24 protein-coding genes and 1 pseudogene are annotated in these 23,756 nt (G+C 66.9%); 16 read left to right on the top strand and 9 right to left on the bottom strand.

Annotated elements, in window-relative coordinates; all coding sequences use genetic code 11:
- The first annotated feature begins 1 nt into the window (after position 1).
- From ACZ2G3_RS00790 to ACZ2G3_RS00775, 4 genes are all read left to right on the top strand, one after another.
- Complete coding sequence (locus tag ACZ2G3_RS00790) at positions 2 to 1,072, top strand: L-idonate 5-dehydrogenase (RefSeq protein WP_470397101.1); 1,071 nt, start codon at positions 2 to 4, stop codon at positions 1,070 to 1,072.
- A 31-nt stretch (positions 1,073 to 1,103) separates the two neighbouring features.
- Positions 1,104 to 2,321, top strand: a complete 1,218-nt coding sequence (uxuA, locus tag ACZ2G3_RS00785) for a mannonate dehydratase (RefSeq protein ID WP_470397100.1) — start codon at positions 1,104 to 1,106, stop codon at positions 2,319 to 2,321.
- 181 nt (positions 2,322 to 2,502) lie between these two features.
- A complete protein-coding gene (locus ACZ2G3_RS00780; protein ID WP_419268698.1) occupies positions 2,503 to 2,943 on the top strand; it encodes a DUF2231 domain-containing protein in 441 nt (146 codons plus the stop codon).
- Positions 2,944 to 2,957: 14 nt separating this feature from the next.
- Entirely contained in the window at positions 2,958 to 4,679 is a 1,722-nt protein-coding gene (locus ACZ2G3_RS00775) for a PQQ-dependent sugar dehydrogenase (protein ID WP_470397099.1), read from the top strand.
- Positions 4,680 to 4,701: 22 nt separating this feature from the next.
- On the opposite strand, the gene ACZ2G3_RS00770 is transcribed toward ACZ2G3_RS00775, so the two are convergent.
- Positions 4,702 to 5,220, bottom strand: coding sequence for a DNA-3-methyladenine glycosylase (locus tag ACZ2G3_RS00770; RefSeq protein ID WP_470399182.1), 519 nt, complete (start codon positions 5,218 to 5,220; stop codon positions 4,702 to 4,704).
- A gap of 345 nt (positions 5,221 to 5,565) precedes the next feature.
- Between ACZ2G3_RS00770 and ACZ2G3_RS00765 the strand changes: the two genes are divergently transcribed.
- The 5 genes from ACZ2G3_RS00765 to ACZ2G3_RS00745 all read left to right on the top strand — a co-directional run bounded on the left by ACZ2G3_RS00765 (position 5,566) and on the right by ACZ2G3_RS00745 (position 10,075).
- On the top strand, positions 5,566 to 6,168 hold the full coding sequence (locus tag ACZ2G3_RS00765) for a DUF1176 domain-containing protein (RefSeq protein WP_470397098.1): 603 nt from the start codon (positions 5,566 to 5,568) through the stop codon (positions 6,166 to 6,168).
- Between the two features lie 142 nt (positions 6,169 to 6,310).
- On the top strand, positions 6,311 to 7,321 hold the full coding sequence (locus ACZ2G3_RS00760; RefSeq protein ID WP_470397097.1) for an ABC transporter substrate-binding protein: 1,011 nt from the start codon (positions 6,311 to 6,313) through the stop codon (positions 7,319 to 7,321).
- On the top strand, positions 7,318 to 8,358 hold the full coding sequence (locus ACZ2G3_RS00755; protein WP_470397096.1) for a FecCD family ABC transporter permease: 1,041 nt from the start codon (positions 7,318 to 7,320) through the stop codon (positions 8,356 to 8,358). Before ACZ2G3_RS00760 ends, ACZ2G3_RS00755 begins: the two co-directional genes overlap by 4 nt.
- Positions 8,355 to 9,119, top strand: a complete 765-nt coding sequence (locus ACZ2G3_RS00750; protein ID WP_470397095.1) for an ABC transporter ATP-binding protein — start codon at positions 8,355 to 8,357, stop codon at positions 9,117 to 9,119. Before ACZ2G3_RS00755 ends, ACZ2G3_RS00750 begins: the two co-directional genes overlap by 4 nt.
- Positions 9,116 to 10,075, top strand: coding sequence for a DMT family transporter (locus ACZ2G3_RS00745; RefSeq protein ID WP_470397094.1), 960 nt, complete (start codon positions 9,116 to 9,118; stop codon positions 10,073 to 10,075). Before ACZ2G3_RS00750 ends, ACZ2G3_RS00745 begins: the two co-directional genes overlap by 4 nt.
- 426 nt (positions 10,076 to 10,501) lie before the next feature.
- Here ACZ2G3_RS00745 and ACZ2G3_RS00740 read toward each other — a convergent pair whose 3' ends face one another.
- The 7 genes from ACZ2G3_RS00740 to ACZ2G3_RS00710 form a co-directional block, all read right to left on the bottom strand.
- Entirely contained in the window at positions 10,502 to 11,575 is a 1,074-nt protein-coding gene (locus ACZ2G3_RS00740; RefSeq protein WP_273742991.1) for an IS110 family RNA-guided transposase, read from the bottom strand.
- Between the two features lie 408 nt (positions 11,576 to 11,983).
- Complete coding sequence (locus tag ACZ2G3_RS00735) at positions 11,984 to 12,754, bottom strand: ion transporter (RefSeq protein ID WP_470397093.1); 771 nt, start codon at positions 12,752 to 12,754, stop codon at positions 11,984 to 11,986.
- Positions 12,755 to 13,010: 256 nt separating this feature from the next.
- Positions 13,011 to 14,426 carry a dihydropyrimidinase gene (hydA, locus tag ACZ2G3_RS00730; RefSeq protein ID WP_470397092.1) on the bottom strand — a complete coding sequence of 472 codons (1,416 nt, stop codon included), beginning with the start codon at positions 14,424 to 14,426 and terminating at the stop codon, positions 13,011 to 13,013.
- Positions 14,423 to 15,664 carry a cysteine desulfurase-like protein gene (locus tag ACZ2G3_RS00725; RefSeq protein WP_470397091.1) on the bottom strand — a complete coding sequence of 414 codons (1,242 nt, stop codon included), beginning with the start codon at positions 15,662 to 15,664 and terminating at the stop codon, positions 14,423 to 14,425. Before ACZ2G3_RS00725 ends, hydA begins: the two co-directional genes overlap by 4 nt.
- Before the next feature lie 13 nt (positions 15,665 to 15,677).
- On the bottom strand, positions 15,678 to 16,415 hold the full coding sequence (locus tag ACZ2G3_RS00720; protein ID WP_470397090.1) for an amino acid ABC transporter ATP-binding protein: 738 nt from the start codon (positions 16,413 to 16,415) through the stop codon (positions 15,678 to 15,680).
- Between the two features lies 1 nt (position 16,416).
- Positions 16,417 to 17,088, bottom strand: a complete 672-nt coding sequence (locus tag ACZ2G3_RS00715; protein ID WP_470397089.1) for an amino acid ABC transporter permease — start codon at positions 17,086 to 17,088, stop codon at positions 16,417 to 16,419.
- A gap of 45 nt (positions 17,089 to 17,133) precedes the next feature.
- Complete coding sequence (locus tag ACZ2G3_RS00710) at positions 17,134 to 17,928, bottom strand: transporter substrate-binding domain-containing protein (RefSeq protein ID WP_470397088.1); 795 nt, start codon at positions 17,926 to 17,928, stop codon at positions 17,134 to 17,136.
- Between the two features lie 143 nt (positions 17,929 to 18,071).
- Here ACZ2G3_RS00710 and ACZ2G3_RS00705 point away from each other — a divergent pair, with 143 nt between their 5' ends.
- Together ACZ2G3_RS00705 and ACZ2G3_RS00700 are read left to right on the top strand one after the other, a co-directional pair.
- Positions 18,072 to 18,758 carry a FadR/GntR family transcriptional regulator gene (locus tag ACZ2G3_RS00705; RefSeq protein ID WP_470397087.1) on the top strand — a complete coding sequence of 229 codons (687 nt, stop codon included), beginning with the start codon at positions 18,072 to 18,074 and terminating at the stop codon, positions 18,756 to 18,758.
- Positions 18,759 to 18,926: 168 nt separating this feature from the next.
- Positions 18,927 to 19,241: pseudogene (locus tag ACZ2G3_RS00700) on the top strand (L,D-transpeptidase); the annotation flags it as partial.
- A 33-nt stretch (positions 19,242 to 19,274) separates the two neighbouring features.
- Here ACZ2G3_RS00700 and ACZ2G3_RS00695 read toward each other — a convergent pair.
- A complete protein-coding gene (locus ACZ2G3_RS00695) occupies positions 19,275 to 19,589 on the bottom strand; it encodes an ArsR/SmtB family transcription factor (protein ID WP_419268684.1) in 315 nt (104 codons plus the stop codon).
- Positions 19,590 to 19,678: 89 nt separating this feature from the next.
- Between ACZ2G3_RS00695 and ACZ2G3_RS00690 the strand changes: the two genes are divergently transcribed.
- From ACZ2G3_RS00690 to ACZ2G3_RS00670, 5 genes are read left to right on the top strand one after another with little or no spacing between them, the layout of a single operon-like run.
- Complete coding sequence (locus ACZ2G3_RS00690) at positions 19,679 to 20,134, top strand: YeeE/YedE family protein (protein WP_470397086.1); 456 nt, start codon at positions 19,679 to 19,681, stop codon at positions 20,132 to 20,134.
- Positions 20,135 to 20,136: 2 nt separating this feature from the next.
- Positions 20,137 to 20,577 (top strand): DUF6691 family protein, encoded by a 441-nt coding sequence (locus tag ACZ2G3_RS00685; RefSeq protein WP_470397085.1) that lies wholly within the window; start codon positions 20,137 to 20,139, stop codon positions 20,575 to 20,577.
- Positions 20,574 to 21,491, top strand: coding sequence for an MBL fold metallo-hydrolase (locus ACZ2G3_RS00680; protein WP_470397084.1), 918 nt, complete (start codon positions 20,574 to 20,576; stop codon positions 21,489 to 21,491). Before ACZ2G3_RS00685 ends, ACZ2G3_RS00680 begins: the two co-directional genes overlap by 4 nt.
- Positions 21,492 to 21,502: 11 nt before the next feature.
- The gene (locus tag ACZ2G3_RS00675; protein ID WP_470397083.1) at positions 21,503 to 21,886 is read left to right on the top strand and encodes a rhodanese-like domain-containing protein; all 384 of its coding nucleotides are present in this window, start codon (positions 21,503 to 21,505) and stop codon (positions 21,884 to 21,886) included.
- Positions 21,887 to 21,889: 3 nt separating this feature from the next.
- The gene (locus ACZ2G3_RS00670; RefSeq protein ID WP_470397082.1) at positions 21,890 to 23,629 is read left to right on the top strand and encodes a SulP family inorganic anion transporter; all 1,740 of its coding nucleotides are present in this window, start codon (positions 21,890 to 21,892) and stop codon (positions 23,627 to 23,629) included.
- The last annotated feature ends 127 nt before the right edge of the window (positions 23,630 to 23,756 follow it).

Genomic DNA, 23,756 nt, shown 5'->3' with positions numbered 1-23,756 from the left:
AATGACCCAAGACACCAAGAACCGCGTCGTCTGCCTGCACGCGCAGGATGACCTGAGGCTGGACAGCCGGCCCGCCGAAGACCCCGGTCCGGGACAGGTGCGGGTCGCCGTCCTGGCGGGCGGCATCTGCGGGTCGGACCTGCATTACTGGCGCGAAGGCGGCATCGGCACGATCCGGGTGCAGGAGCCGATCATCCTGGGACACGAGGCCGCCGGCCGCGTCGAGGCCTTGGGCGACGGCGTCGAGGGGCTGGAGATCGGCCAGCTGGTCGCCATGAACCCCTCGCATCCCTGCGGCGAATGTGACTTCTGCCGCCAGAACCTGCCGCGCCACTGCACCGCGATGAAGTTCAAGGGCTCGGCCATGTACCTGCCCCACCAGCAGGGCATGTTCCGCGACAATATGGTGATCGGCGCGGGCCAGTGTCTTGCGCTGCCCCAGGGCGTCACCCCCGGCGCCGCCGCCTGCGCCGAGCCGCTGGCCGTCTGCCTGCACGCGGCCAACCGGGCCGAGGCGGTCGCCGGTCCCTTGGCGGGCAAGACCGTTCTGGTCACCGGCGCGGGCCCGATCGGCGCGCTCTGCGTGGCGGTGGCCCGCCAGCGCGGCGCGGCGCAGATCATCGTGACCGACATCCAGGACGCCACCCTGGCCGTGGCCCGGCAGATGGGGGCCGATCACGCGGTGAACACGCTGGCCGACCCCCAGGGCCTGGCGCAATGGCGCGACGGCAAGGGCAAGGTCGACCTGGTCTTTGAATGTTCGGCCGCCGCACCCGCGATCGGCGATGCCGTCAACTGCCTGCGCCCCTTGGGGACGCTGGTGCAGGTGGGCGTGGCGGGCCCGACCTCGCTGCCGCTGAACGTCATGGTCGGCAAGGAAATCCAGTTTATCGGCTCTCAGCGCTTTGACGTGGAATTCGCCGATGCGGTCGCGCTGATCGGTTCGGGCGCCATCGACCCGCGCCCGATGATCACCGCCACCTATCCGATGACGCAGGCGCTGGACGCCTTTCATGCAGCCCTGGACCGGTCGCGGTCGGTCAAGGTGCAACTCTCCTTCGCCGGCGCCTGAGCACCGGCCTCTCTGACGGAAAGACAAGCTTATGAGACAGACCTGGCGCTGGTTCGGACCCAAGGACCTGGTATCCATCGACGACATGCTGCAGGCGGGAGTGGAGGGCGTCGTCACCGCCCTGCACCACATGCCGACCGGCGCGGTCTGGTCGCCCGAGGATATCGCGCAGCGTCAGGCCGAGTTGGCGGTGATGAAGGACGGCGCGCCCTCGGGCCTGAAGTGGGAGGTGGTGGAAAGCCTGCCCGTCTCGGAGGACATCAAGCGGCAGAGCGGCAACTGGAAGCAGCATGTCGCGAACTGGAAGACCTCGATGCGCCACCTGCGCGACGCGGGGATCGAGGTCATCTGCTACAACTTCATGCCGATCCTGGACTGGACGCGCACCGACCTGGCCTATCGCCTGCCGAACGGCGCGACCTGCATGCGCTATGACGCGATCGACTTTGCCGCCTTCGACCTGTTCCTGCTGGGCCGCCGGGGCGTCGAGGACGACTACGACGCCCCGGTGACCGAGGCCGCCCGCGAAAGGTTCGCCGGCATGTCCGACGCGCGCAAGGAGCAGCTGGCCGGCAATGTCGTCTTCGGCCTGCCGGGCGCGGCCGAGCGGATGACGATGGACGACGTCAAGACCCACCTGGCCCGCTATGACGCGATCTCGTCCGACCGCCTGCGCGGGCACCTGGTCGACTTTCTGGCCGAGGTCAGTCCCCTGGCGCAGGATCTGGGGATGCGGCTCTGCTGCCACCCGGATGATCCGCCGTTCCCGCTTCTGGGTCTGCCGCGCATCATGTCGACCGAGGCGGATTACAAGACGGTCATGGATGCGGTGGACATCCCCGCCAATGGCATCACGCTGTGCACCGGATCGCTGGGTGCGCGTGCCGACAACGACCTGCCGGGAATGATGGAGCGCCTGGGCGACCGCGTCCATTTCCTGCACCTGCGCAATGTCGCGCTGGAGGATCGCGCCTTGGGCGGCTCGTTCCACGAGGCCGCGCATCTGGAAGGCAACACCGACATGGTCGCGATGATCGGCGCGATCCTGGCCGAAGAACGCCGCCGCCGGGCCGCGGGACGCAGCGATTGGCAGATCCCGATGCGCCCCGACCATGGCCAGGACATCCTGGACGACCTGAACCGGCACGCGCAGCCGGGCTATCCCGCCATCGGCCGCCTCAAGGGGCTGGCGGAGCTGCGCGGCATCGCCACCGCGCTGTCGCACCCCTCCGTCGCTGGGAGCGCCTGATCGCCTTCGGCCCGGGCCGCCGCGCCCGGGCCATTCCCTGCCCTTAGAGGCACGCTGCCCTTTCCCGATTTTCCCAACCGATGATGCCCGCAGCACCGGTGATCCTTTGGGCATCCAAGGGAACAATTCCGTGACCCCCGCCGTTCCCGAAGGCATAGGGACCTTACGAGAGCGGAACACAATGGCGGCCATCCATTCCTCCTACGGCGCTCGGATCGCCGACCATCCCCTTCCGGGGGTGATGACCCTGACCCATTTCGCGGCGGGCTTCTTCACCCTGACGCTGGTATCGGACTGGGCTTACACGCAGACATTGGTGATCATGTGGCAGGACTTTTCGTCCTGGCTGCTGTTCTTTGGCCTGATCGCGGGCGGGCTGGCGGCGCTGCTCTGGATCATCAGCTTTGCGACCGACCGCATCCGTCCGGTCTGGGGCGCGGTCCTGCTGAAGGCGCTGGTCCTGATCGCGGCCTTCTTCAACAGCCTGATCCATGCGGGCGATGGCTGGACGGGGGTTGTTCCCTGGGGGATCGGCCTTTCCGCCGTGACCTGCCTGCTGATGCTGGGCGCCGCCCTGCTGAACCGCCGTGCGACGCATGATCGCCTTCTGCTCCGCGCCTGAAAGGGACGAACCTGATGATGACCCATGACTTTACCTCGCAGCGGGCGCTGCTGCTGACCGGTAGCGCATTGCTGATGCTGGGCGTGGCCTGGCCCCATGCGGCACGCGCGCAGGACGACAACTCGGGCGATTTCGACATCAGCAGCCAGATCGGACCCGATCCCTTGCTGCCCGAACCCGATTTCGTCGACCTGATCCCCAGCATGAAGGTGGGCGAGGTCATCGGCTGGTCCGAGGGTCAGACCCCGACCGTCCCCGATGATCTGACCATCACCGCCTATGCCACCGACCTGGTCAACCCGCGCACCGTGCACACCCTGCCCAACGGCGACGTGCTGGTGGTCCAGTCGCGCGCCCCCAAGGGCAAGCCGAAATACCGGCCCAAGGATTACATCCGGGGCTGGATCATGTCCTTTGCCTCGGGCGGCGGCGGCGGCGGTCCGCAAAAGGACAGCAACCTCATCACCCTGCTGCGCGACAGCGACCGCGATGGCGTGGTGGACGAGCGTCATGACCTGCTGACCGACCTGCACTCTCCCTTTGGCCTGGCCTGGGTCGACGACACGCTCTATGTTGCGGCCGCCGATGCGGTGCTGGCCTATCCCTACGCCCTGGGCGAGAACGTGATCACCGCCGAGCCCGAGACGGTCACCCCCCTGCCCGGTGGACCGTTGAACCATCACTGGACCAAGGACCTGGCGCTCAGCCCCGATGGCACGATGCTCTATGCCTCGGTCGGGTCGAACTCGAACGCGGCCGAAAACGGCATGGAGGCCGAAAAGGGTCGCGCCGCCATCTGGCAGATCGACCGCGAGACGGGTGCCTCCCGGATCTTTGCCTCGGGCCTGCGCAACCCCAATGGGCTGGTGTTCCATCCCCAGACCGAGCAGCTCTGGGCCGTCATCAACGAGCGTGACGAGTTGGGACCGAACCTGGTGCCCGACTACATGACCTCGGTGCAGGACGGCGCCTTCTACGGCTGGCCCTACAGCTATTACGGCGATCACGTGGACGAACGCGTGCGCCCCGCGCGTCCCGACCTGGTCGAGACCGCGATCGCGCCCGACTATGCGCTGTCCAGCCATGTCGCGGCGCTTGGCCTCGTGTTCACCCAAGGGTCGGCCATGCCCGAACCCTATGCGAAGGGCGCCTTCGTGGGGCAGCGCGGCAGCTGGAACCGCGACACGTTCAACGGGTACAAGGTGTCCTACGTGCCCTTCACCGATGGCATGCCGGATGGGATGGCGCAGGACGTGGTGACCGGCTTTCTGGCCGGCGACGAGGTTCACGGCCGCCCCGTGGGGCTGGGGATCGACGGGACCGGCGCGCTGCTGGTGGCCGATGATGCGGGCAACACGGTCTGGCGCGTCGCGCCTGCCGATGGTTCGATGACCGACAGCCCGATGGGCACGGACCGCGTGCAGGCAGGAGAGGCCCCGGCTGAGCCTGCCGCTGCCGAGGAAACCGCCGCTCCGCAACCCGCGGCTGAGGATGCCGCGCAGGCTCCCACTGAGCCCGCCACCGCCCCGGTTGCGGGAGAGATTCCCGCAGCCGCCCCCGCCCCCGAGGACGCACCTGCCGCAGAGACTCCGGAACCGGATGCCGCAGCCGCGCCGGAAGCAGAGCCGGTCGAGGAGACTGAAGCAGAAGCTACGGATGCGGAGGCTGACGACGCGCCCGCCGTCCCCAGCACCCAGCCTCTTCCCCCGGAGGAAACCGAAGCTCCCGCCAATTGACGAAACCGGCCGCCCGGACCTTCTAGCGGGGGAACGGGCGGCTTAGTCCCGTGGCCCCGGCCAAGCCAAAGCGCCAAGGCAGGTCCTGGGCCTTGCTGATGCCGATGCGCGGCCCGACCAGCAGGTCGGTCCGCTGGGGCGCCAGTTGGAGGGTGAAATCCGACCGGTCAAAAGCCACGCCATCATCTTCGGGGCAAATGGCCAGGGCCTGTGTCAGCCGCCCCGGCCCGTTGCACAGCATCGCGCTGTTGCGGCGTACCTGCATCGTCTCCACCCCTGCTGTCGGCGTCAGCGCGCGGATCAGCACCGCCTCTCCGGGTCGCGCGACGACGTTCAGGCACAGGTGGATGCCATAGGAGCGATACACATAGGCGTGGCCCGCTGGACCGAACATCGACCCGTTGAGCCGCGTTGGCCCACGAAAGCTGTGAGAGGCGGGATCATCCGGGCCATAGGCCTCGGTCTCGATGATCATGCCGCCGCAGCCCCTGACCAGCAGGCTGGCCCCGACCAGCCGCCGCGCAAGGGTCAGCCCATCCATGCCCGCGATCTGCTGAGGGAAGGTCTGGCGGCTCATCCTGAAGGTCCGGATCGGCAAGGGGCAAGGCTCTGGACCATAGGGGCAGTTCCGGACCGTGCCAAGCGGCCCTTTTCCAGGCTCCCGGCCATGTACCGCCCGCCGGACACTAAACTGGACAGAGAGCGGCGGCGTTATGTTCCGCGCCCTTCTGATCTTCCGTTCCGTTCCGCAAGATGATGATCATGAAGCTGTGATGACTGCGACGCCGCTCCCGCGTGGCGGCGTCTTTCCTGTCCTCCCGGCATGGTGCAGACAGCATGTGGCGTCCGCAGCCCGGCGAACGACCTCAACAATGCGCGGTACATCATGCGGATCTCATTCCTTTTCGCCCTCACCCTCGCCCTGCCCCATGCCGCGGTGGCCGATGACCTTGAGGCGCGGGCCGTCGCCCTGTTCGAGGCCCTTCAGACCGACGGGCAGTGCCCGACCTATCTCCAGGACCGCCCCGCACCGACACGGCGCCAGTTCACGGTCCAGGGGCCGGAGGGGGATCAGCCGGTCACGACCTTTGAATTCACCTGCGATGCGGGAGCCTATAATCTGGTGCAGGCCTTCCTGATCCACACCGACAGCGACGGGCTGCGCCCTCTGTCCTTCGCAATGCCCGTGACCCGGATGCCGGAAACGTCCGAAAGCGGCGGAGAACCTCTGGCCGAACCCGGGGCAGGCATCCAGATCAGCGGCTATCGAACCGCCCCGACCCTGATGAACGCTTCGGTCGACGACATCACCGGCCGCATCGTCACGACCGAGAAATGGCGCGGGCTGGGCGATGCGGGTGCGTCGGGCACCTGGGACCTGACGGCTGCGGGCTATGTCCTGCGCCGCTACCAGATCGACGCAACCTATGACGGCAAGCTGGACCCTGTGATCGTGCTGGACCTGCACGGGGCGATCGTGGCGGAGTGACCGGTCCCTGCCCGGCCCGCCCAAGCGGCGGAAAGGCCGCGCAGGCAGCAGTTCCGGCGATGCCCGACAGAAACGCTCTTGCGCTTGGACAGGCGCAGGCTTAGGCAAATCCGACTTTCCTTGTCGGATTATGGACCCGAACATGTCGAACACACGCCTCGCGGCGCTCAGCTGTCTTTGCGCCGCCGCCCTCTGCAGCCCGCTGCAGGCCGAACAGACGACCTATCCCCTGACGGTCGAGAATTGCGGTCAGCAGGTCACCTTCCAGAAGGCGCCCGAACGCGCCGTGGCCCTGGGGCAGAACAGCGCCGAGATCCTGTTCCTGCTAGGGCTGGAGGACCGGATGGCGGCCACCGCCTTCTGGCCCAACGAGGTGCTGCCGGAACTAAAAGCCGCCAACAGCCAGGTCGAGGTGCTGACGGTCGAGTTTCCGACCCTGGAGGCCATCCTGTCCAAGCAGCCAGATTTCGTCCCGGCCATGCTGCTGACGCTGATGGGTCCCGACAGCAAGGTCGCCAAGCGTGCGGACTTTGAATGCCTGGGCATCCCGACCTACATCTCGCCCAGTGCCTGCTCGACCGCGGTGGAGGGGACCGACGCCTATGGCAGCCGCGACAGCCTGTGGACGATGGACCTCCTCTACCAGGAGATCGAGGAGCTTGCGAAGATCTTCGACGTGTCCGATCGGGGTGCGGCGCTGATCGACGACTTCAAGGCGCGCGAGGCGGCGCTGCGGGCCGAATTCGGCGACCGCGAGGATCTGACCTTCCTCTTCTGGTTCTCCAGCCCCTCGCCGGCGGATGACGCCTATCTGGGCGGCGGCAACGGTCCCTCGGGCTATATCGCCGACATCCTGGGCGGCTCGAACGCGATTAAGACGGATGCGGAATGGCCGACGCTGGGCTGGGAAGGCATCATGGCCTCCGATCCCACGGTCTTCGTGGCGGCCCAGGTGGACCGGAACCGCTGGGACCTGGACCGGGCGGACAACAAGATCGCCTACCTGACGTCGGATCCGACGGTCAGCCAGATGGAGGCCGTCAAGTCCGGCCGCATCGTCGTCATGAGCGGCGCGGCCATGAATCCCAGCATCCGGACGCTGTACGGCGCCGAGGAAGTCGCCCAGCAGCTGAAGGCGCTCGACCTGCCGTGACAGGTGCGGCGGACAAGGAAGCGGGGACGGGCTGGCTCGTCCTCTTCCTGGCGCTGGTCCTTGCGGCCCTCGCCCTCGCGGTCGCGCTGGCGACCGCGATCGGCGACTATCACATCGGGCTGGGGCACGTGGTCCTGGCCATCACCAACAGCCTGGGGCTGACCGGCGCCCCGATCCCGCCGGTCGAACAAAGCGTGGTCTGGGACCTGCGCCTCAGCCGGGCGCTGGTCGCCGCGCTGGCCGGGGCCGGGCTGGCGATCTGCGGGGCGATCCTGCAGGCGCTGCTGCGCAACCCCTTGGCCGAACCCTTCGTTCTGGGCGTCTCGGCCGGGGCCTCGACGGGGGCGGTCTGCGTGATCGTGCTGGGCATCGGCGCGGGCGCCCTGTCGCTGTCGGTGGGGGCCTTCGTGGGCGCCTTCGCGGCCTTCGCGCTGGTTGCGGTGCTGTCGAACGGGGCAACCAGCGGGCCGAACCACACGATCCTGGCGGGCGTCGTCGCCTCGCAGCTGTTCAACGCGCTGACCTCCTATATCGTCACCACCTCGGGCAATGCCCAGCAGGCGCGGGACGTGATGTTCTGGCTGCTGGGCAGCTTCGGCGGCGTGCGCTGGCCGGACTTCCAGCTGCTGATCGCGGTGGTGGTGCTGGGCCTGGCGATCTGCCTGTGGATGGCGCGGACGCTGGACGCCTTCACCTTTGGGGACGAGGATGCCGCGGCCCTGGGCGTGCCGGTGGCCCGCATCCGGCTGATCCTGTTCGGGGTCACGGCGATGATGACCGCCACCATCGTCAGCATGGTGGGCGCGATCGGCTTCGTGGGCCTGGTGGTGCCCCATGCGGTGCGCCATGTCGTGGGCCCCATGCACCTGCGCCTGCTGCCTGCCTGCGCGGCGGTGGGGGCGGTCTTCATGGTGCTGGCCGACATCGCCTCGCGCGTGGTGGTCGCCCAGCAGACGGTGCCCATCGGCGTCGTCACCGCGCTGGTGGGCGTGCCCTTCTTTGCCCTTATCCTCTATCGCTCGCGGCCGCAGACATGACTGTCCTGGCCCGGAACCTGGTCTGGGGCGTGCGCCGCCGGACCATCGTCGACGACGTCTCGCTCGACGTGCGCCAGGGCGAGACGCTGGGCCTGATCGGGCCGAACGGGTCCGGCAAGTCGTCGCTGCTGCGGCTGCTGTCGGGCCTGAAGCGGCCCCAGTCGGGCCGGGTCGAGATCAACGGCCAGGACATCGCCGCCGTGCCCCGCCGCGTGCTGGCGCGGCAACTGGCCTTCGTTCAGCAGAATGCCGCGACGGACACCAATGTCTCGGTCCGGGACGTGGTGCGGCTGGGGCGCACGCCGCACCGTTCGGCGCTGTCCGGATGGTCGGCCGCGGACGAGGCCGCAGTCACTGCCGCTCTGGCTTCGGTGGACATGACCGGCCGCCGCGGCCAGCCTTGGCAGACGCTGTCGGGAGGCGAACGCCAGCGCGTCCATATCGCCCGCGCGCTGGCGCAGGCGCCGCGGGTGATGTTCCTGGACGAGCCCACCAACCACCTCGACATCCATCACCAGATCGAGATCCTCCGCATGGTCCGCGACCTGGACCTGACCAGCATCGTGGCGCTGCACGACCTCAACCTGGCCGCGATGTTCTGCGACCGGATCGTGGTCCTGACCGGCGGCGCCGTGGTCGCCTGCGGCGCCCCCGAGGAGGTGCTGACCCAGGCCCTGCTGCGCGACGTCTTCCGGGTCGAGGCCGAGGTCGTGCCGACCCAGGGCTCGACCCGCCCCCATATCCGCTTTCGGACCGAATGAGGCCGGCGCGGGACCGCGCCGCGCTGCCGATGACGGCCGAGCGCCGGGGCATCCTGTTGCGCATCGCATCGACCTTGGCCTTTGCCGCAATGAGCGCCTGCATCAAGGCCTTGGGCGACGCCGTGCCGCTGGGCCAGGTGGTCTTCTTCCGCTCGGCGCTGGCGCTGCTGCCGCTGGTGATCTTCCTGGTCTGGAGCGGCGATTTTCCCCGCGGCCTGGCGACGCGCCGACCCTTCGGCCATGTCGCGCGCTGCCTTCTGGGGGCCGTGGCGATGTTCACCTCCTTCGCGACGATCCGCCTTCTTCCGCTGGCCGAGGCGGCCATGCTGTCCTACCTGGCGCCGGTGATGCTGGCCCTGCTGGGCTGGGCGCTTCTGGGCGAGGCCTTGGGTCCGCGCAGGGTCGCAGGGCTGCTTCTGGGCCTTGCCGGGGGCGCGGCCTTCTGCCTGCCCGCCTTCTCGGACCGCCTTGATCCCGGCGCCTTGGCGGGGATCGTGCTGGGCCTCACGACCGCCGCCCTGACCGCCGGGGCGCTGATCCAGGTCCGGCGCCTGACCCTGGCCAACGAACGTCCCGGCGCCATCGCCTTCTGGTTCGCCGTCGTCTCGGCCCTCGCGGGCGCAGCGACGCTGCCCCTGGGCTGGGTCCGGCCCGACGCCGCGCAGGCGGCACTGCTGGTGGGCGCGGGCCTTGCCGGGGGGGCCGCGCATATCCTGATGACGCTGTCCTTCCGCCACGCCGAGGCCGCCGCGCTGGCCCCCTTCGAATACCTCACGATCCTCTGGGCCGCCGCCGCGGGACTGGCCTTCTTCAACGAACTTCCCGGATGGTCCTTCCTGCTGGCCGCCCCTTTGATCCTTGCAGGGTCGTGGATCTCGTCGCAGAAAGGCGCGGGGCGGTGGCGCAGGGGCCGTCAGGAAGGCACCACAGCCGCCGGAGGTGACGAGGCGGCTTAGCCGCCGACGCGAAGCAACGGCTCCCTCAGAGGGAACGACCGCCAGCTTGCCACCACCGGCCCGTCCACAGCCGAAGGTGGGGATCGGAAACCCACATTCGTCGATCCGCCACCCGCCGTCAGTATCTCCTGATGATCACGGCGGACACCTTGGAACTAAGGTGCCGATATTCCCGGACAGAGCCCAAATGTATGTGCCGGCTGCTGTTCGCAATTGAGAATTTGGCGTGGCTGCGGAAGTCGCTCATATGTATCCGGCCTGTTGGATCGGCTCGTGGGCCGTGGCCATGATGGGGTTACGCACGCGCCTTGGTCTCATTAGCGGACAGGTCGATGACGACCCTTAGGGCTCTCAGACTCTGGGGGCGTAGTTGATCCGTTCCATGCTGTTCTCTCTTTCGCGAACGTCGTGATGGCGGAGGAAGCCTCAGACGGCTTCCATCACCATGTCTCTGTCTCTTGCAGCGTCAAAGCTGGTGCCGTGACGCAAGATGCTCCAGGCGATCCGGGCCAGCTTGTTGGCCAGCGCGATGGCGGCCTTGTTGCCGGGCATGCGTGCCACGGCTCCGGCCAGCCAGTTGCCGAAGCTGAAGTTCGGCCAAAGGTGGGGGCGCATCATGATGATCCGCGCCGCCTGAACCAGCAACATCCGAAGATACCGACTGCCCCGCTTGGTGATCCTGCCGAGGATTGTTCGGCCGCCCGTGCTGAACTGCTGGGGCACCAAGCCTACCCAAGCCGCGAAGTCGCGCCCTCGGTCAAAGGCTTCCCCCTTCCCGATGGCTGCAACCATCGCCGTCGAGATCATCGGGCCGACGCCGGGGATCGACATGATCCGGGCACAGCTTTCCTCACTCCGGCTGACCTCCTTGATCTCGTCTGAGAGCTGGTCGATCCGCTTATCCAGCCAGTGCCAATCGTCTCGAAGGCCAGTCAGAACCCCGCGCATCCGGGGCGAGATCTCATCCCGGCGCTGATCGAGGATTGCCTCGAACGAGTTGTTAAGGGCCCGCAGGCCAGAGCGCACGGTGATCCCATGCTCGATCAGAAAGGCGCGGATCTGGTTGATGGTCGCGGTCCGGCGCGACACCAGCCTTGAACGAACACGATGCAGCGCCTGCAGATCAAGCTGGTCCTGGTTCTTCTCCGGGACGGTTCGTAGGTTCGGGCGCAAGGCGGCTTCGGCGATGGCCTCGGCATCGTTGTAGTCGTTCTTCTGACCCTTGTTGAAAGGCTTCACGTAGATCGCAGGTATGATCCGCGGCTCGAAGCCCATCCCACGCAGAGTGCGGCTGACGACATGGGCACTAAGGCAGGCTTCCATCCCGACGATGCACCGCGGAAGCATGCCGAATGTTTCCTGCAATGCGAGACGCTTGATCTTCCTCCGCAGAACGACCTGGCCCGATCGGTCAAAGCCGACCAGGTGGAACACGTCCTTCCCGATATCGACACCGACTATGGAGAGATTTTCGAGGCTTCCTTGTTTCTTGGCACACATGGCTGCTTGTCCTTGTTGCACGGTTGATCCCGGTTCAGGATAACACGACGGTGGGGAAGCAGCCGGCACATCCCATTAGCCGAGACCCACAGTCGTCAATCGGCCTTCGGGTGTTCCTGCTTCCAGAGATCCGCTTTGGAACCGTCACGGGGCAGCCACTCCGTGCCGCCCGCGCCATGCGGAGCGGACGCTTGGCGGCAGGACTGGGCGTGCCTGCCGTGCACGGGCATTTAGCCCTGCAGGTGTTGCCACTTCCTGAAACAGCCTGGCGAGGAGCCGCGCGTCAACTCATCCAAGCAGGCAGCATTTTCCTGCCACACTGGATGGAACCCGCTTTGCCCGTTCGGAGCGGATGATGCGCCGCCGCCTGTCAGGCTTCTCGTGGGACCGGCAAGTGCTAGACCCTTTTCAGTAGACGCCCTCCGTGGCGATGTTGATCGTCGTGCCGCAATGCTTGCAATGCACCGCATCAGGATCATGCAGCATGAGGCCGCAGATCTGGCAGGGCTGGCGGACCTTTCGGGGCCGGAAGATCACCTGGGCCAGACGGAGGAAGAGCGTCACCCCGATGATCATCACGCCGACCGAGATCAGCCGTCCGAACGTCCCCTCCAGAAGAATGTCTCCGTAGCCGGTGGTCGTGAGGGTGGTCACGGTGAAATAAAGTGCGTCCACATAGTTGTCGATTTCAGGATTGGACCGGTGCTGGGTGGCGTAGATGAGGCCGGTCATGACGAAGATGAAGACGCCGAGGTTGATGGCCGCGATCAGCACCGGCTCCTTCTGGCGAAAGAAGGGGAGGTCCACTCTCAGGCGATCGAGCAGCTGATAGGCGTGCAAAAGCCGCAGCGTGCGCAGGACCCGGAGGAAGCCTGCGTCGCCCCCCGCAACCGAGACCAGGAAGGATGCCACCGCAACCAGGTCGGCCAGCGTGATCGGGTTCACCAGAAACCGCCACTTCTGCTGACTGACCACCAGCCGTGCGCAGAAATCGGCGAGGATGAGCACCCCAAGAATGATGTCGATGACGGGAACAAGCCCGCCATGAGAGGTGAAGGACGTGGCTATGACATAGAGGATGGTCCCGATGTCAAAGCACAGCAGACCATAGCGAAACTGATGGGCGTGGGCGCCATCGCCCTCGTAAAGGTCCCGTAGCTTGTTGACCCATTCTTGCATCCAGCAGATCCTCGGCGCCTCTAGCGAGGCGAGCTTGTCATATCGGGCGCCGGGCGTCGATCCTTCCCCCTGCCCCAAACGTCCGTTCCGTTCCGCGGGACGAACCTGGCGCGTGCGATCCTGCTGCGGAAGGCGCTTGGGACCAGTTCGGGTTGACTGCACAGGGGAGGCGCCTTGCGCTCGACTGGCCGGCAGGGGCCGGGGAGGAACACCGGGAGAATCCACATTGAGCCAAGCGAAGCCTGGCCGCCGGAGATCACGTGCCTCGGGAGTAGACCTCGCTGGCGGCACGGTTCAGCTCTCGACCCGCTGCGTCGCGGTCCACATGCCCCTCCAGCGCGATCGTGCGCCCGCGAAGGATCGTCCGGATCGGCCAGCCCGTGATCTGCATCCCCTCATAGGGGGTGTAATCGCAGCCGTGGTGCAGGTCGGCCTGGCGGATCGGCCGCGTCAGGTTCGGGTCCCAGAGCGCCAGGTCCGCATCGGCACCGATCGCGATGCTGCCCTTCTGCGGATAGAGGCCGTAGAGCCGTGCGGGGTTGGTCGAGGTCAGCGCCACGAAACGCTGCAGGCTGATGCGGCCCTTGCCGACACCTTCGGAGAAGAGGATCGGCAGGCGCGTCTCGACGCCGGGGATGCCGTTCGGAACCCATCTGAAGGAGGTGCGGGCGCGGGGATTGTCCTTGCTGGCCTCGCCTTCAAAGCGGAACGGGCAGTGGTCGGACGAGAAGATGTCGAAGGTCCCGTCCTGCAGCCCCCGCCAGATCGCCGCCTGGCTGGCTGCGTCCCGGGGTGGGGGCGAGCAGACATATTTGGCACCTTCGAAATCCATGTCGAGTCCGCGCAGGTCGTCGGCCGTCAGGGCGATGTATTGCGGGCAGGTTTCCGCAAAGACCCTGAGGCCGCGCGCGCGGGCCCACTGGATCTGCTCCATCGGCTCGCGCCCCGAGACATGGACGATCACGATTGGCACGTCGATCAGCTGCGCGTGGCTGATGGCGCGATGCGTCGCCTCGCGCTCGGCGATCTGGGCATGGGCCTCGGCATGGTAGTAGGGCGCCGTGCGACCCTCGGCCTCCAGACGCCGGGTCAGGTGCTTGATGGCGTCATGGCCCTCGGCATGAACCATGACCAGCGCGCGCTCTCGGCGGGCGACCTCGAAGACGTCCAGAAGCTGGGCGTCGTTCAGGACCAGGTCATCATAGGTCATGAAGACCTTGAATGAGGTATAGCCGTCGCGCACCAGTGCCGGCAGCTCCTGCCCAAGCACCTGTGGCGTCGGGTCGCTGACGATCAGGTGTAAGGCGACGTCGGTATGGCACTGACCGGCGGCCTTGCGGCGATAGTCCTCGACGCAGGCGCGCAGCGACTGGCCCTTGATCTGCAGCGCGAACGGCAGAACCGTCGTGTTGCCGCCCGCCGCGGCCGAGCGCGTGCCGCTGGCGAAGCCGTCGGCCATCACCGTGCCGTCCGATGTCGGCTGATCCAGGTGCACATGGGCGTCGATCCCGCCCGGCAGGACCAGAAGGCCCGTCGCGTCGATGCTGTCGGCCCCGCTGAGGCCCAGGCCGATCTGGGCAATGCGCCCGTCCTTGATGCCGATATCGGCGGCATAGCTGTCGGCCGCGGTGACGACGGTGCCGCCCGTGATGACCAGGTCCAGGCCGCTCATGCCGCCTCTCGTGCCACGATCCGGGCCAGCGCCTCGGTAAGCCGGTCCACCTGTTCCAGGGTGTTGTAATGGACCATGGACACGCGAAGGACACCGCCGTCACGATCCTCGCCCAGATGTTCGACCAGCCGGCGCGAGTGGAAATCCCCGAAACGCATGGCAATGCCATGATCGTCCATCGCACGGGCAACGGCGCCCGAATCGATGCCATCGAACTTGAAGGCGATGGTGGGCACGCGCGTGCTGGCATGGTTCGCCGCCTCGCCGATGATGCGGCAGTCGTTGCGGGCCGACAGCCAGGTCAGAAGCCGATCCGTCAGCGCGTCCTCCTGCGCGGTGATCAGATCGAAGGCGGCGGCCACCAATGCGCGGTCGTCGCCCGTGGCCCCGTGATGCCGGGCAAGGCCGGTCAGGTAGGCCAGGATGCCGTCGGTGGCATAGGCGGCCTCATAGCTGGGATTGCCCGGCTCCAGCTTGGCGGTCACCTTATCCTTGCCGTAGAAGTAGTGATAAAGGCCGTCCAGCTCGGCCAGTAGCTGATGTTTTCCGTACATCAGCGCGCCATGCGGGCCATAGGCCTTGTAGAGGCTGAAGACATAGTAGTCGACATCCCAGGCCTGCACGTCGATCAGCCGGTGCGGCGCATAGGCGACCGCATCCACGCAGATCCGCGCGCCGCGGTCATGGACGAAGCGGGCGAAATCGGCGACCGGATGCACCTTGCCCAGGATGTTCGAGACATGCGTGACGCAGACCAGGCGCGTGCGGTCGGTCATCAGCGGCGCAAGGTCCGCCAGTTGCAGGTCCATCGTGTCTGCGTTCAGCGGCCAGACCTTGATGGTGACGCCGAACTCCTCCAGCCGCCGCCAAGGGCCGATGTTGCTCTCGTGGTCGGCCATGGTCACGATCACCTCGTCGCCCGGCGCGAACTGGTGGCGCATCGCCTGCATCAGGTTGCCCATCAGCACCGTGGTGGACGGGCCAAAGACGATCTCTTCGGGGCGGGCGGCGTTCACCAGCGTTGCCGCCGCCTGCCGCCCCGCCATCAGCGCATCGGCCGCGGCCTGCGACACGGCATAGCTGCCGCCGATCTGGACGTTCCTGTGGGTCAGGAACTCGACCATGCGGTCCAGCGCGGGCTGGGCGATCTGCGCGCCGCCGGCATTGTCGAAGAACACCCAGTCGGATTGAAGGCCGGGAAACTGGGCCTGCACATAGGCCATGTCGAGCTGTGTCATCGAATGTCTTTCATCAGTGGTTCAGCACGGCGCCCCGGAAATTGCGCGTGCGCGGTTCTTGCGGATCGGACAACACCTGCGCGGGCGGTCCCTGCTCGACGACCTGGCCCGCATCCATGAAGATGACGCGGTCGGCCACCTGGGACGCAAAGCCCATCTCATGCGTGACGACGATCATGGTGACGCCGGTGCGGGCCAGGTCGCGCATCACGTCCAGCACCTCGCCCACCATCTCGGGGTCCAGCGCGCTGGTCGGTTCGTCGAACAGCATCACCTGCGGCTCCATCGCCAGCGCCCGGGCGATGGCCACGCGCTGCTGCTGGCCGCCGGACAGATGCTCGGGGTACTTGTCGGCCTGGTTGCCGATGCCCACCCGGGCCAGGAGGCGGTCGGCCTGGGCCGCTGCATCCACGCGGCCGGTACCACGCACGCGGCGCGGGGCCAGCATGACGTTCTCGCGCACGGTCAGGTGCGGGAACAGGTTGAATGATTGGAAGACCATCCCGACCTCGGCGCGGACCTTGGCCAGTGCCCGCCCCGAGGTGACGGGCGTGCCGTCCACCCGGATCTCGCTGCCCTCGGAAAAGCCCTCCAGCCGGTTGATGCAGCGGATCAAGGTCGACTTGCCCGACCCCGAGGGGCCGATGATGCAGACAACCTCGCCCTTGGCGACGTCCAGGTCGATGCCCTTCAGCGCCTCGAAGGTGCCATAGGATTTCCGCAGGTTGCGGATGCTGACGAAGCCCGCCATCTCAGCGCCTCCTTGCCGCAAAACGGCGTTCCATGCGGGACACCAGCGCAACCAGCGGCCAGAGGAAGGCGACATAGATCGCCGCCGCCACGATCAGCGGCGTCGGGTTCGCCGCCAGGGCCTGCGCCTGCGTCGCCTGTTTCAGCAGGTCCGGCATCGCCACGACCGAGGCCAGCGCCGTGTCCTTGACCACGTTGATCGAGTTGTTCGTCAGCGGCGGAATGACGATCCGGACCGCCTGCGGCAGGATCACGTCGGCCATCGTCTGCCGTCCGCTGAGACCCAGGGCGGCTGACGCTTCAAACTGGCCCTTGGGGATCGCCTCGATCCCGGCCCGGAAGATCTCGGCGGTATAGGCGCCCGAAACCAGCGTCAGCGCCGCCATGGCGGAGGCGAAGGGCGACAGCCGAAGACCCACGAAGGGAAGGGCGTAATAGACGATGATCAGCAGCACCAGCAACGGGATCGAGCGAAAGATGTCGATGTAGATCCGGGTCAGGAAACGGATCGGCGCCGGGGAATACAGCCGGGCCATCGAAAGGCCGAGGCCCAGCACCAGGCCGGCAACGATGCTGGCCGCGCCCAGCTGCAGCGTGATCCACAGGCCCTGCAGCAACAGCGGGAAGGTCCGCCGCATGACCTCGGCGTTCAGGAAGGTCTCGAAAATGTCCATGAGCGTCCTTTCGGGCCCGGGCGTGGCCCGGACCCGTGCTTCGGATCAGTCCAGCGACGGCATCGGCAGGACGGTGACCGTCGACGAACCCTCGTCGGGCGCGACGCCGAACCATTTTTCATGCAGCTCGGCCAGAACGCCCTCGGTCTTCAGGTCATCCAGAACGGCATTCACCTGCGTCGCCAGCTCGGCGTCCTTGGCGAACATCATCGAATATTTCTCGCCCGTCGGGATGCGCTCGACGACCGCAAGGTTCGGCTTGTCCACAACGTAATACTGCAGCGCCGGAATGTCCGAGATGTAGCCGTCGAGCCGCCCCGCGGTCAGGTCCAGCATGGCGGGGGCGAGACCCTCGTAGCGCCGGATCTCGGCAAAGCCGTATTTCTCCTGATTTTCACTGGCCCACATGTCGCCGGTCGAACCGGTATCGACGCCGACGACCTTGCCCTCCATCTCCTCCAGCGATTTGGGACCATCGGCCAGTGCCGTCAGCGATTGATCGCTGTCATAGTAGGGCTGGGCGAAGCTGACCGATTGCAGGCGCTCGTCGGTGATGGTGATCGATGAGGTGGCGATGTCGATGCGTCCCGACTGGACCGCCGAGAAAAGCCCGTTGAAGGGGATGTTCACCGTCTCGACCTCGGCGCCCATGCGCTCGGCCACTGCGGCGACCAGGTCGATCTCGAAGCCGACGAACTCTCCGGTCTCGTCCTGAAATTCCCACGGCACATTGCCGATATTGGCTCCGACCGTCAGCGTCTCCTGTGCCGCCACCGACCAGGCGGACGCCGCCAGTGCCATTGCCGCCGTCATCGCAACGCGCATCCCATCTCCGAACATCTGAAGCTCCCCGTTGTTGTTATTCGATTGACCGGCCTAACCGGTCTGACCAGTATCAGCATGGGTCGCACGGCATTGCAATGGCGTTGACAGGCCCCTGCGATGCGCGAAGAAGACTGCCAACAAGAGAGGCAAGACTGGTGATGTGGGACAAGGGACCCGTGGCGCAGGGCGTGGCAAGCCGGCTGCAAAGGATGATCCGCTCGGGTGAACTCAAGGCGGGGGACAAGCTGCCCTCGCAGCGGGTCCTGTCCGAACAGTTGCGCGTCTCGCGCCCGACCTTGCGCGAGGCGCTTCTGACGCTGGAGACGCTTGGCCTGATCCAGACCCTCCCCGCCCGAGGGACCTTCGTGCTCGACCGGGACCGGCCGCAGGCGCGCCCGACATGGCGCTATGACGACGCCCATGACCTTGCCGATGTCTTCCACACGCGCATGCTGATCGAGGGTGAAATCTGCGCCCTTGCGGCCCGCGCGATCAGCGATGACAGGCTGTACGCGTTGAACACAGCGGCCGAGACCTTCGAGCGGGCATGGCATGACGGCGACCTCGTCGGCCATGTCGCGGCCGACCTGGCGCTGCATGGGGGCATCGCCGATTCCTGCCCCAACCGGATGCTGGCGGGCATTTATGCAGGCATGCAGCACTTGCTGAGCGAGACGCAGCGCCAGCCCATTCCGAATACCGATCCCGACCGCATGCGCCAGTCCATCGCCGAGCATCAAGGCATCCTGAAGGCCTTGGAAACGCGCAATCCGGTTGCGGCGCGCGCGGCCATGCTGTCTCACATCCAGAACACTGCCCGCTGTGCCGGCATTCTTCTGGACTGAGGCAATTTTGCCTGTGTGCGGCTTCCCCTGCACCCCATCCCCTAAAGGCGACTGTGCACTTGGCTTCGGTCACCGACCATGGCCCGCACCCCCGTTGATATTGGCGATGGTGAAAACTCGCCAGGGTTCGCCATCGATCAGGGTCGTGGTGGAGCCCTCCTCCTCGGAACGGTCCCCATCTCGGATGAGCTGACCAAGCGCGGTCATACCGAGATCGTGCGCAAGAAGGAGGGTCCCAGCTGGACGCCCACCGCCTCGATGATGGAGCGGTTCCCCCATTACCGCCCGATGGGCCCTGGGCCGGACAATCCGCTGGGCACGCATGCGATGTATCTGTCCTGGCCCGCCTACCTGATCCACGGCACCCATGACACGCGCAAGATCGGGCGCCTGTCCTCAGACGGCTGCATCGGTCTCTACAACGAGAAGATCGAGGAGTTGTTCGGCATGTGCCCCGTCGGCACCCAGGTCCGGATCATCTGACGGGCAGCGACAGGGGCGGGATCTCTGGCCGCGTCAGATGTCCTTGCAGAAGGCCTCGTAGAGGGCGGCCATCAGGACGGAGATGTCAGGATCACTGATCCGGTAATGGATGGTCTGGCTCTCGCGGCGGGTGTCGACCATGCCGGCCTCGCGCAGCTTGGCCAGATGCTGGCTCAGGGCCGACTGGCTCAGGCCCACCGCCTGCTGCAGCGCCCCGACCGAGCGCTCGCCCTGGGCCAACTGGCACAGGATCAACAGGCGCTTGGCATTGGCGACCAGGGCCAGCCGGCCGGCGACATGATCGGCGCGCTCTTGCAGGACCTGGGAAGCCTGGTCGTCCAGTTTCATTATATTAGCCTTGACTGATTTAGACACAGTTAATATATAGCTGGTCAGACGCGGCAGGGCAAGTGCCGCAACTTATATGGGGAACCGCGATGGAGATGGACACGCAGACCGCATTCACGCCCTGGGCCTCGCTCGGCGGCGGGGTGCTGATCGGGCTCAGCGCAGTGATGGTCATGGGGATCTTCGGGCGCATCGCCGGGATCGCCGGGATCACCACCGGCGCGCTTGGCGGCATCGTGCCGCTGCGGGGCGCGGGCAGCGACCGCGACTGGCGGTGGGCCTTCCTGCTGGGACTGCTGGCGGCACCGCTGGTCCTCCTGGCGGTCGGCGGCGCCGTCACGCAGACCGTCCCGCAGAACCTGGCCGCGATGGCAGTGGCCGGTCTTCTGGTTGGCACGGGCACCGCGCTCGGTTCGGGCTGCACCTCGGGGCACGGGGTCTGCGGGCTGGCGCGGCTGTCCGGCCGGTCCCTCGCGGCGGTGGCGACCTTCATGGGCGCGGGCTTTGCGACCGTCTTTCTTCTGCGCCACGTCATCGGAGGCTGAACATGCGCATCCTGTGGGGCTTTCTCAGCGGGCTGGTCTTCGGGCTGGGACTGGTGATCTCGGGCATGGCCGATCCGGCCAAGGTCCTGAACTTCCTCGACCTCGCGGGCAGCTGGGACCCCAGCCTGGCCTTCGTGATGGGCGGGGCCACCCTCACCGCCTTCATCGGCTACCGCCTGGTCTGGCGGCGCCCGGCGCCGGTCCTGGACCAGACCTTCGACATCCCCCGAAACCGCAGCATCGACCGGCCGCTGGTCACCGGTGCGGCCTTGTTCGGGATCGGGTGGGGGATCGGCGGCTTTTGTCCCGGCCCGGCCTGGACCGCCCTTCCCCTGTTGGCACCCGGAACGCTGATCTTCGTGCCGATGATGCTGGCGGGGCTGTGGATCGGCGGCCGGATCAAGGCCGCGGGACTTCTTGACGCGAAAGGAACAGCAACATGAGCACCTCGAAACTGACCCAGCCGGTCGTGCGCCATTCGCCCTCGCGCGGAGCGGGCAGCCCCGATGTCTGGGGCATCTACGAGTCCGACACCGGGTCGATCCAGTACATCTGCGCCGATCCCGCCACCCGAAAGGCCGCGCTGATCGACGTGGTCTGGAACCTTGACGTGCAGCACTATCGCTTTTCCACCGACAGCATGGACCAGGTGCTGGACCTGGTGCGGCAGAACGGGCTGAGCGTCGAATGGGTCCTGGACACGCATCCCCATGCCGACCATGTCATGGCCTCGGCGCTGCTGAAAGAGCGGACCGGCGCGCCCACCGCCATCGGAGAGAAGGCCCCGGACATCGCCCGCATCTGGGCGGGCCTCTACAATCTGCCCGATGCCTTCGACCCGGCCCGCGACTTCGACCGGCTGTTCGCGGCGGGCGAGACCTTCCGCATCGGTGACCTGGAGGTCCGGGTGATGCTGTCGCCGGGCCATACGCTCGGCTCGATCACCTATGTCTGCGGCGACGCGGCCTTCACCCATGACACGCTGATGCAGCCCGATGTCGGCACCTCGCGCGCGGACTTTCCCGGCGGCACCACCGAGGAGTTGTGGGACTCGATCCAGGAGATCCTGGCCCTGCCGGGCGAGACGCGGCTTTTCGTCGGCCACGACTATGGCACCGATGACCGGAACGAGCCGCAATGGGAGGCCACCGTCGCCCAGCACCGCGCCACCAACCGGCACGTCAAGGACGGAACAAAGCGCGAGGACTGGATCAGGCTACGCAACGACCGCGACGCGACCCTGGCCCTGCCCGACCGCATCCTGGCCGCGCTGCAGATCAACCTGCGCGGCGGCCGCCTGCCCCCGGCCGAAGACGACGGCCAGCACTACCTGAAGATCCCCGTCAACAAATTCTGAGGAGACCCATGATGACCATGACCATGAAAGAGCTTGTCGAGGATGCCCGCCGCCGCGTGACGGCGATCTCTCCTGCGGATGCCGCAGGGGCAGCCGAAAAGGGGGACCTGGTTCTGGACGTGCGCGAACCGGCGGAACTGGACAGTGACGGTCGCGTGCCGGGCGCGCTGCATGTGCCGCGCGGCATTCTGGAGACCCGTGCCGACGCCACCGCCGCAACCGCGGTGCCGGAACTGACCTGCCTGTGCGGCCAGGGCCGGGTGCATGTGCTCTGCGCCTCGGGCGGGCGCGCGGCGCTGGCCGCCGATACGCTGCGGTCCATGGGCTATGACGCCACCCTGATCGAGGGCGGGCTGGCCGCCTGGAAGGCCAACGGCCTTCCTGTCGAGGGCTGAGGCATGGCCGGGCTGAGGCACTACCTGCCCATCCTGACCTGGGGGCGTGCCTATGACCGGCACGCCTTTCTCAGCGACGGGATGGCGGCGGTGATCGTGACGATCATGCTGATCCCTCAGTCGCTGGCCTATGCCATGCTTGCCGGCCTGCCGCCGGTCATGGGTCTTTATGCCTCGATCCTGCCGCTGGTCGTCTATGCCCTGTTCGGCAGCAGCCGCACCCTGTCGGTGGGGCCCGTGGCGGTCGTCTCGCTTCTGACCGCCACGGCTGCCGGCAGCGTCGCCTCGCCCGGCAGCCCGGAATATATCGCAGCCGCACTGGTGCTGGCGTTTCTGTCGGGCCTCATCCTGCTGGCGATGGGGATCTTCCGCCTCGGGTTCGTGGCGAACCTGCTGTCGCATCCGGTCATCTCGGGCTTCATTACCGCGTCCAGCCTGCTGATCGCCGCCAGCCAACTCAAGCATATCCTGGGGACGCAGGCGCAGGGCCATACCCTGGTCGAGCTGGCCCCCTCGCTGATCGGCGGCCTGGGCGACACGCATCTGCCGACGCTGGCGATCGGGGCTGCGGCGACGGCGTTCCTGTTCTGGTCGCGCAGATCGCTGGCGCCGACCCTTTGCGCCCTGAACGTCCCGCCGGGGATCGCGGGCGTGCTGTCGCGGACGGGCCCTGTGATGGTCGTCATCGCCTCGATCCTGGTCGTCATGGGGTTCGACCTGGGCGCAAGCGGCGTGGCCGTGGTGGGGGACATTCCCCGGGGCCTGCCGCCCCTGTCGATGCCGGTGCTGGACCTGTCGCTGTGGATCGCCCTTTTTCCGGCCGCCACCCTGATCGCCCTGATCGGCTTCGTCGAATCCGTGTCGGTGGCGCAGACCTTGGCCGCCAAGCGGCGCCAGTCCATCAGCCCGGACCAGGAGCTGATCGGCCTTGGCATGGCCAATCTGGCGGCGGCTTTTTCCAGCGGCTATCCGGTCACCGGCGGCTTTGCGCGTTCGGTGGTCAACTTCGACGCCGGCGCCCAGACCCCGGCCGCCGGGGCCTTCACCGCCATCGGCATCGCGCTGGCCTCGCTGTTCCTGACGCCGCTGCTGTTTCACCTGCCCATCGCGGTCCTGGCCGCCACCATCATCGTGGCCGTGCTGAGCCTGGCGGATTTCGGCGCGCTGGCCCGCACATGGCGATATTCCCGCGCGGATTTCGCGGCCTTGGCCACGACGCTGCTGGTGACCCTGGGGCGCGGGGTGGAAAGCGGCATCATCGCCGGCGTCGCCGTCTCGGTCCTGCTGCACCTCTGGGCGACGTCGCGCCCCCATGTCGCGGTGATCGGCCAGGTGCCGGGCACGCAGCACTTTCGCAACGTGCGGCGCCACGACGTGGTCTGCATGCCCGATATCCTGGGACTGCGCATCGACGAAAGCCTGTTCTTTGCCAATGCCCGTGCCATCGAGAACGTCATCCAGCAGGAGGTGGCGGCGCGTCCGGAGCTGCGCCACGTCGTCCTGAACTGCGCGGCCGTCAACAGCATCGATGCCAGCGCCCTGGAAAGCCTGGAACTGGTCATGCATCGTCTGGATGACGCGGGCATCCGCCTGCACCTGTCCGAGGTCAAGGGCCCTGTCATGGACCGCCTGAAGCGCAGCGACTTTCTCCACCACCTCACGGGCGACGTGTTCCTGTCGCACTACCGGGCCCTTGAGGCGCTTGCGCCCAGCATGACGCGCAGGCCTCAGGCTATTGTGTGATCGACGGGCGGGATGACCAAGCTGCCGAATGACCGCCATGAGAGCCGGCCTTGATGCTTCACGAGCGCGGCCTTTTCAAAGACAAAAACGGGTGTGGGTTCTTTGGGTCGAAGCGATGGCAAACGCT

The sequence above is a fragment of the Paracoccus sp. KKT209 genome (genome assembly GCF_055635455.1).
Note: the sequence above shows the minus strand (reverse complement) of the source record. Positions and strands in the feature narration are given on the sequence as shown.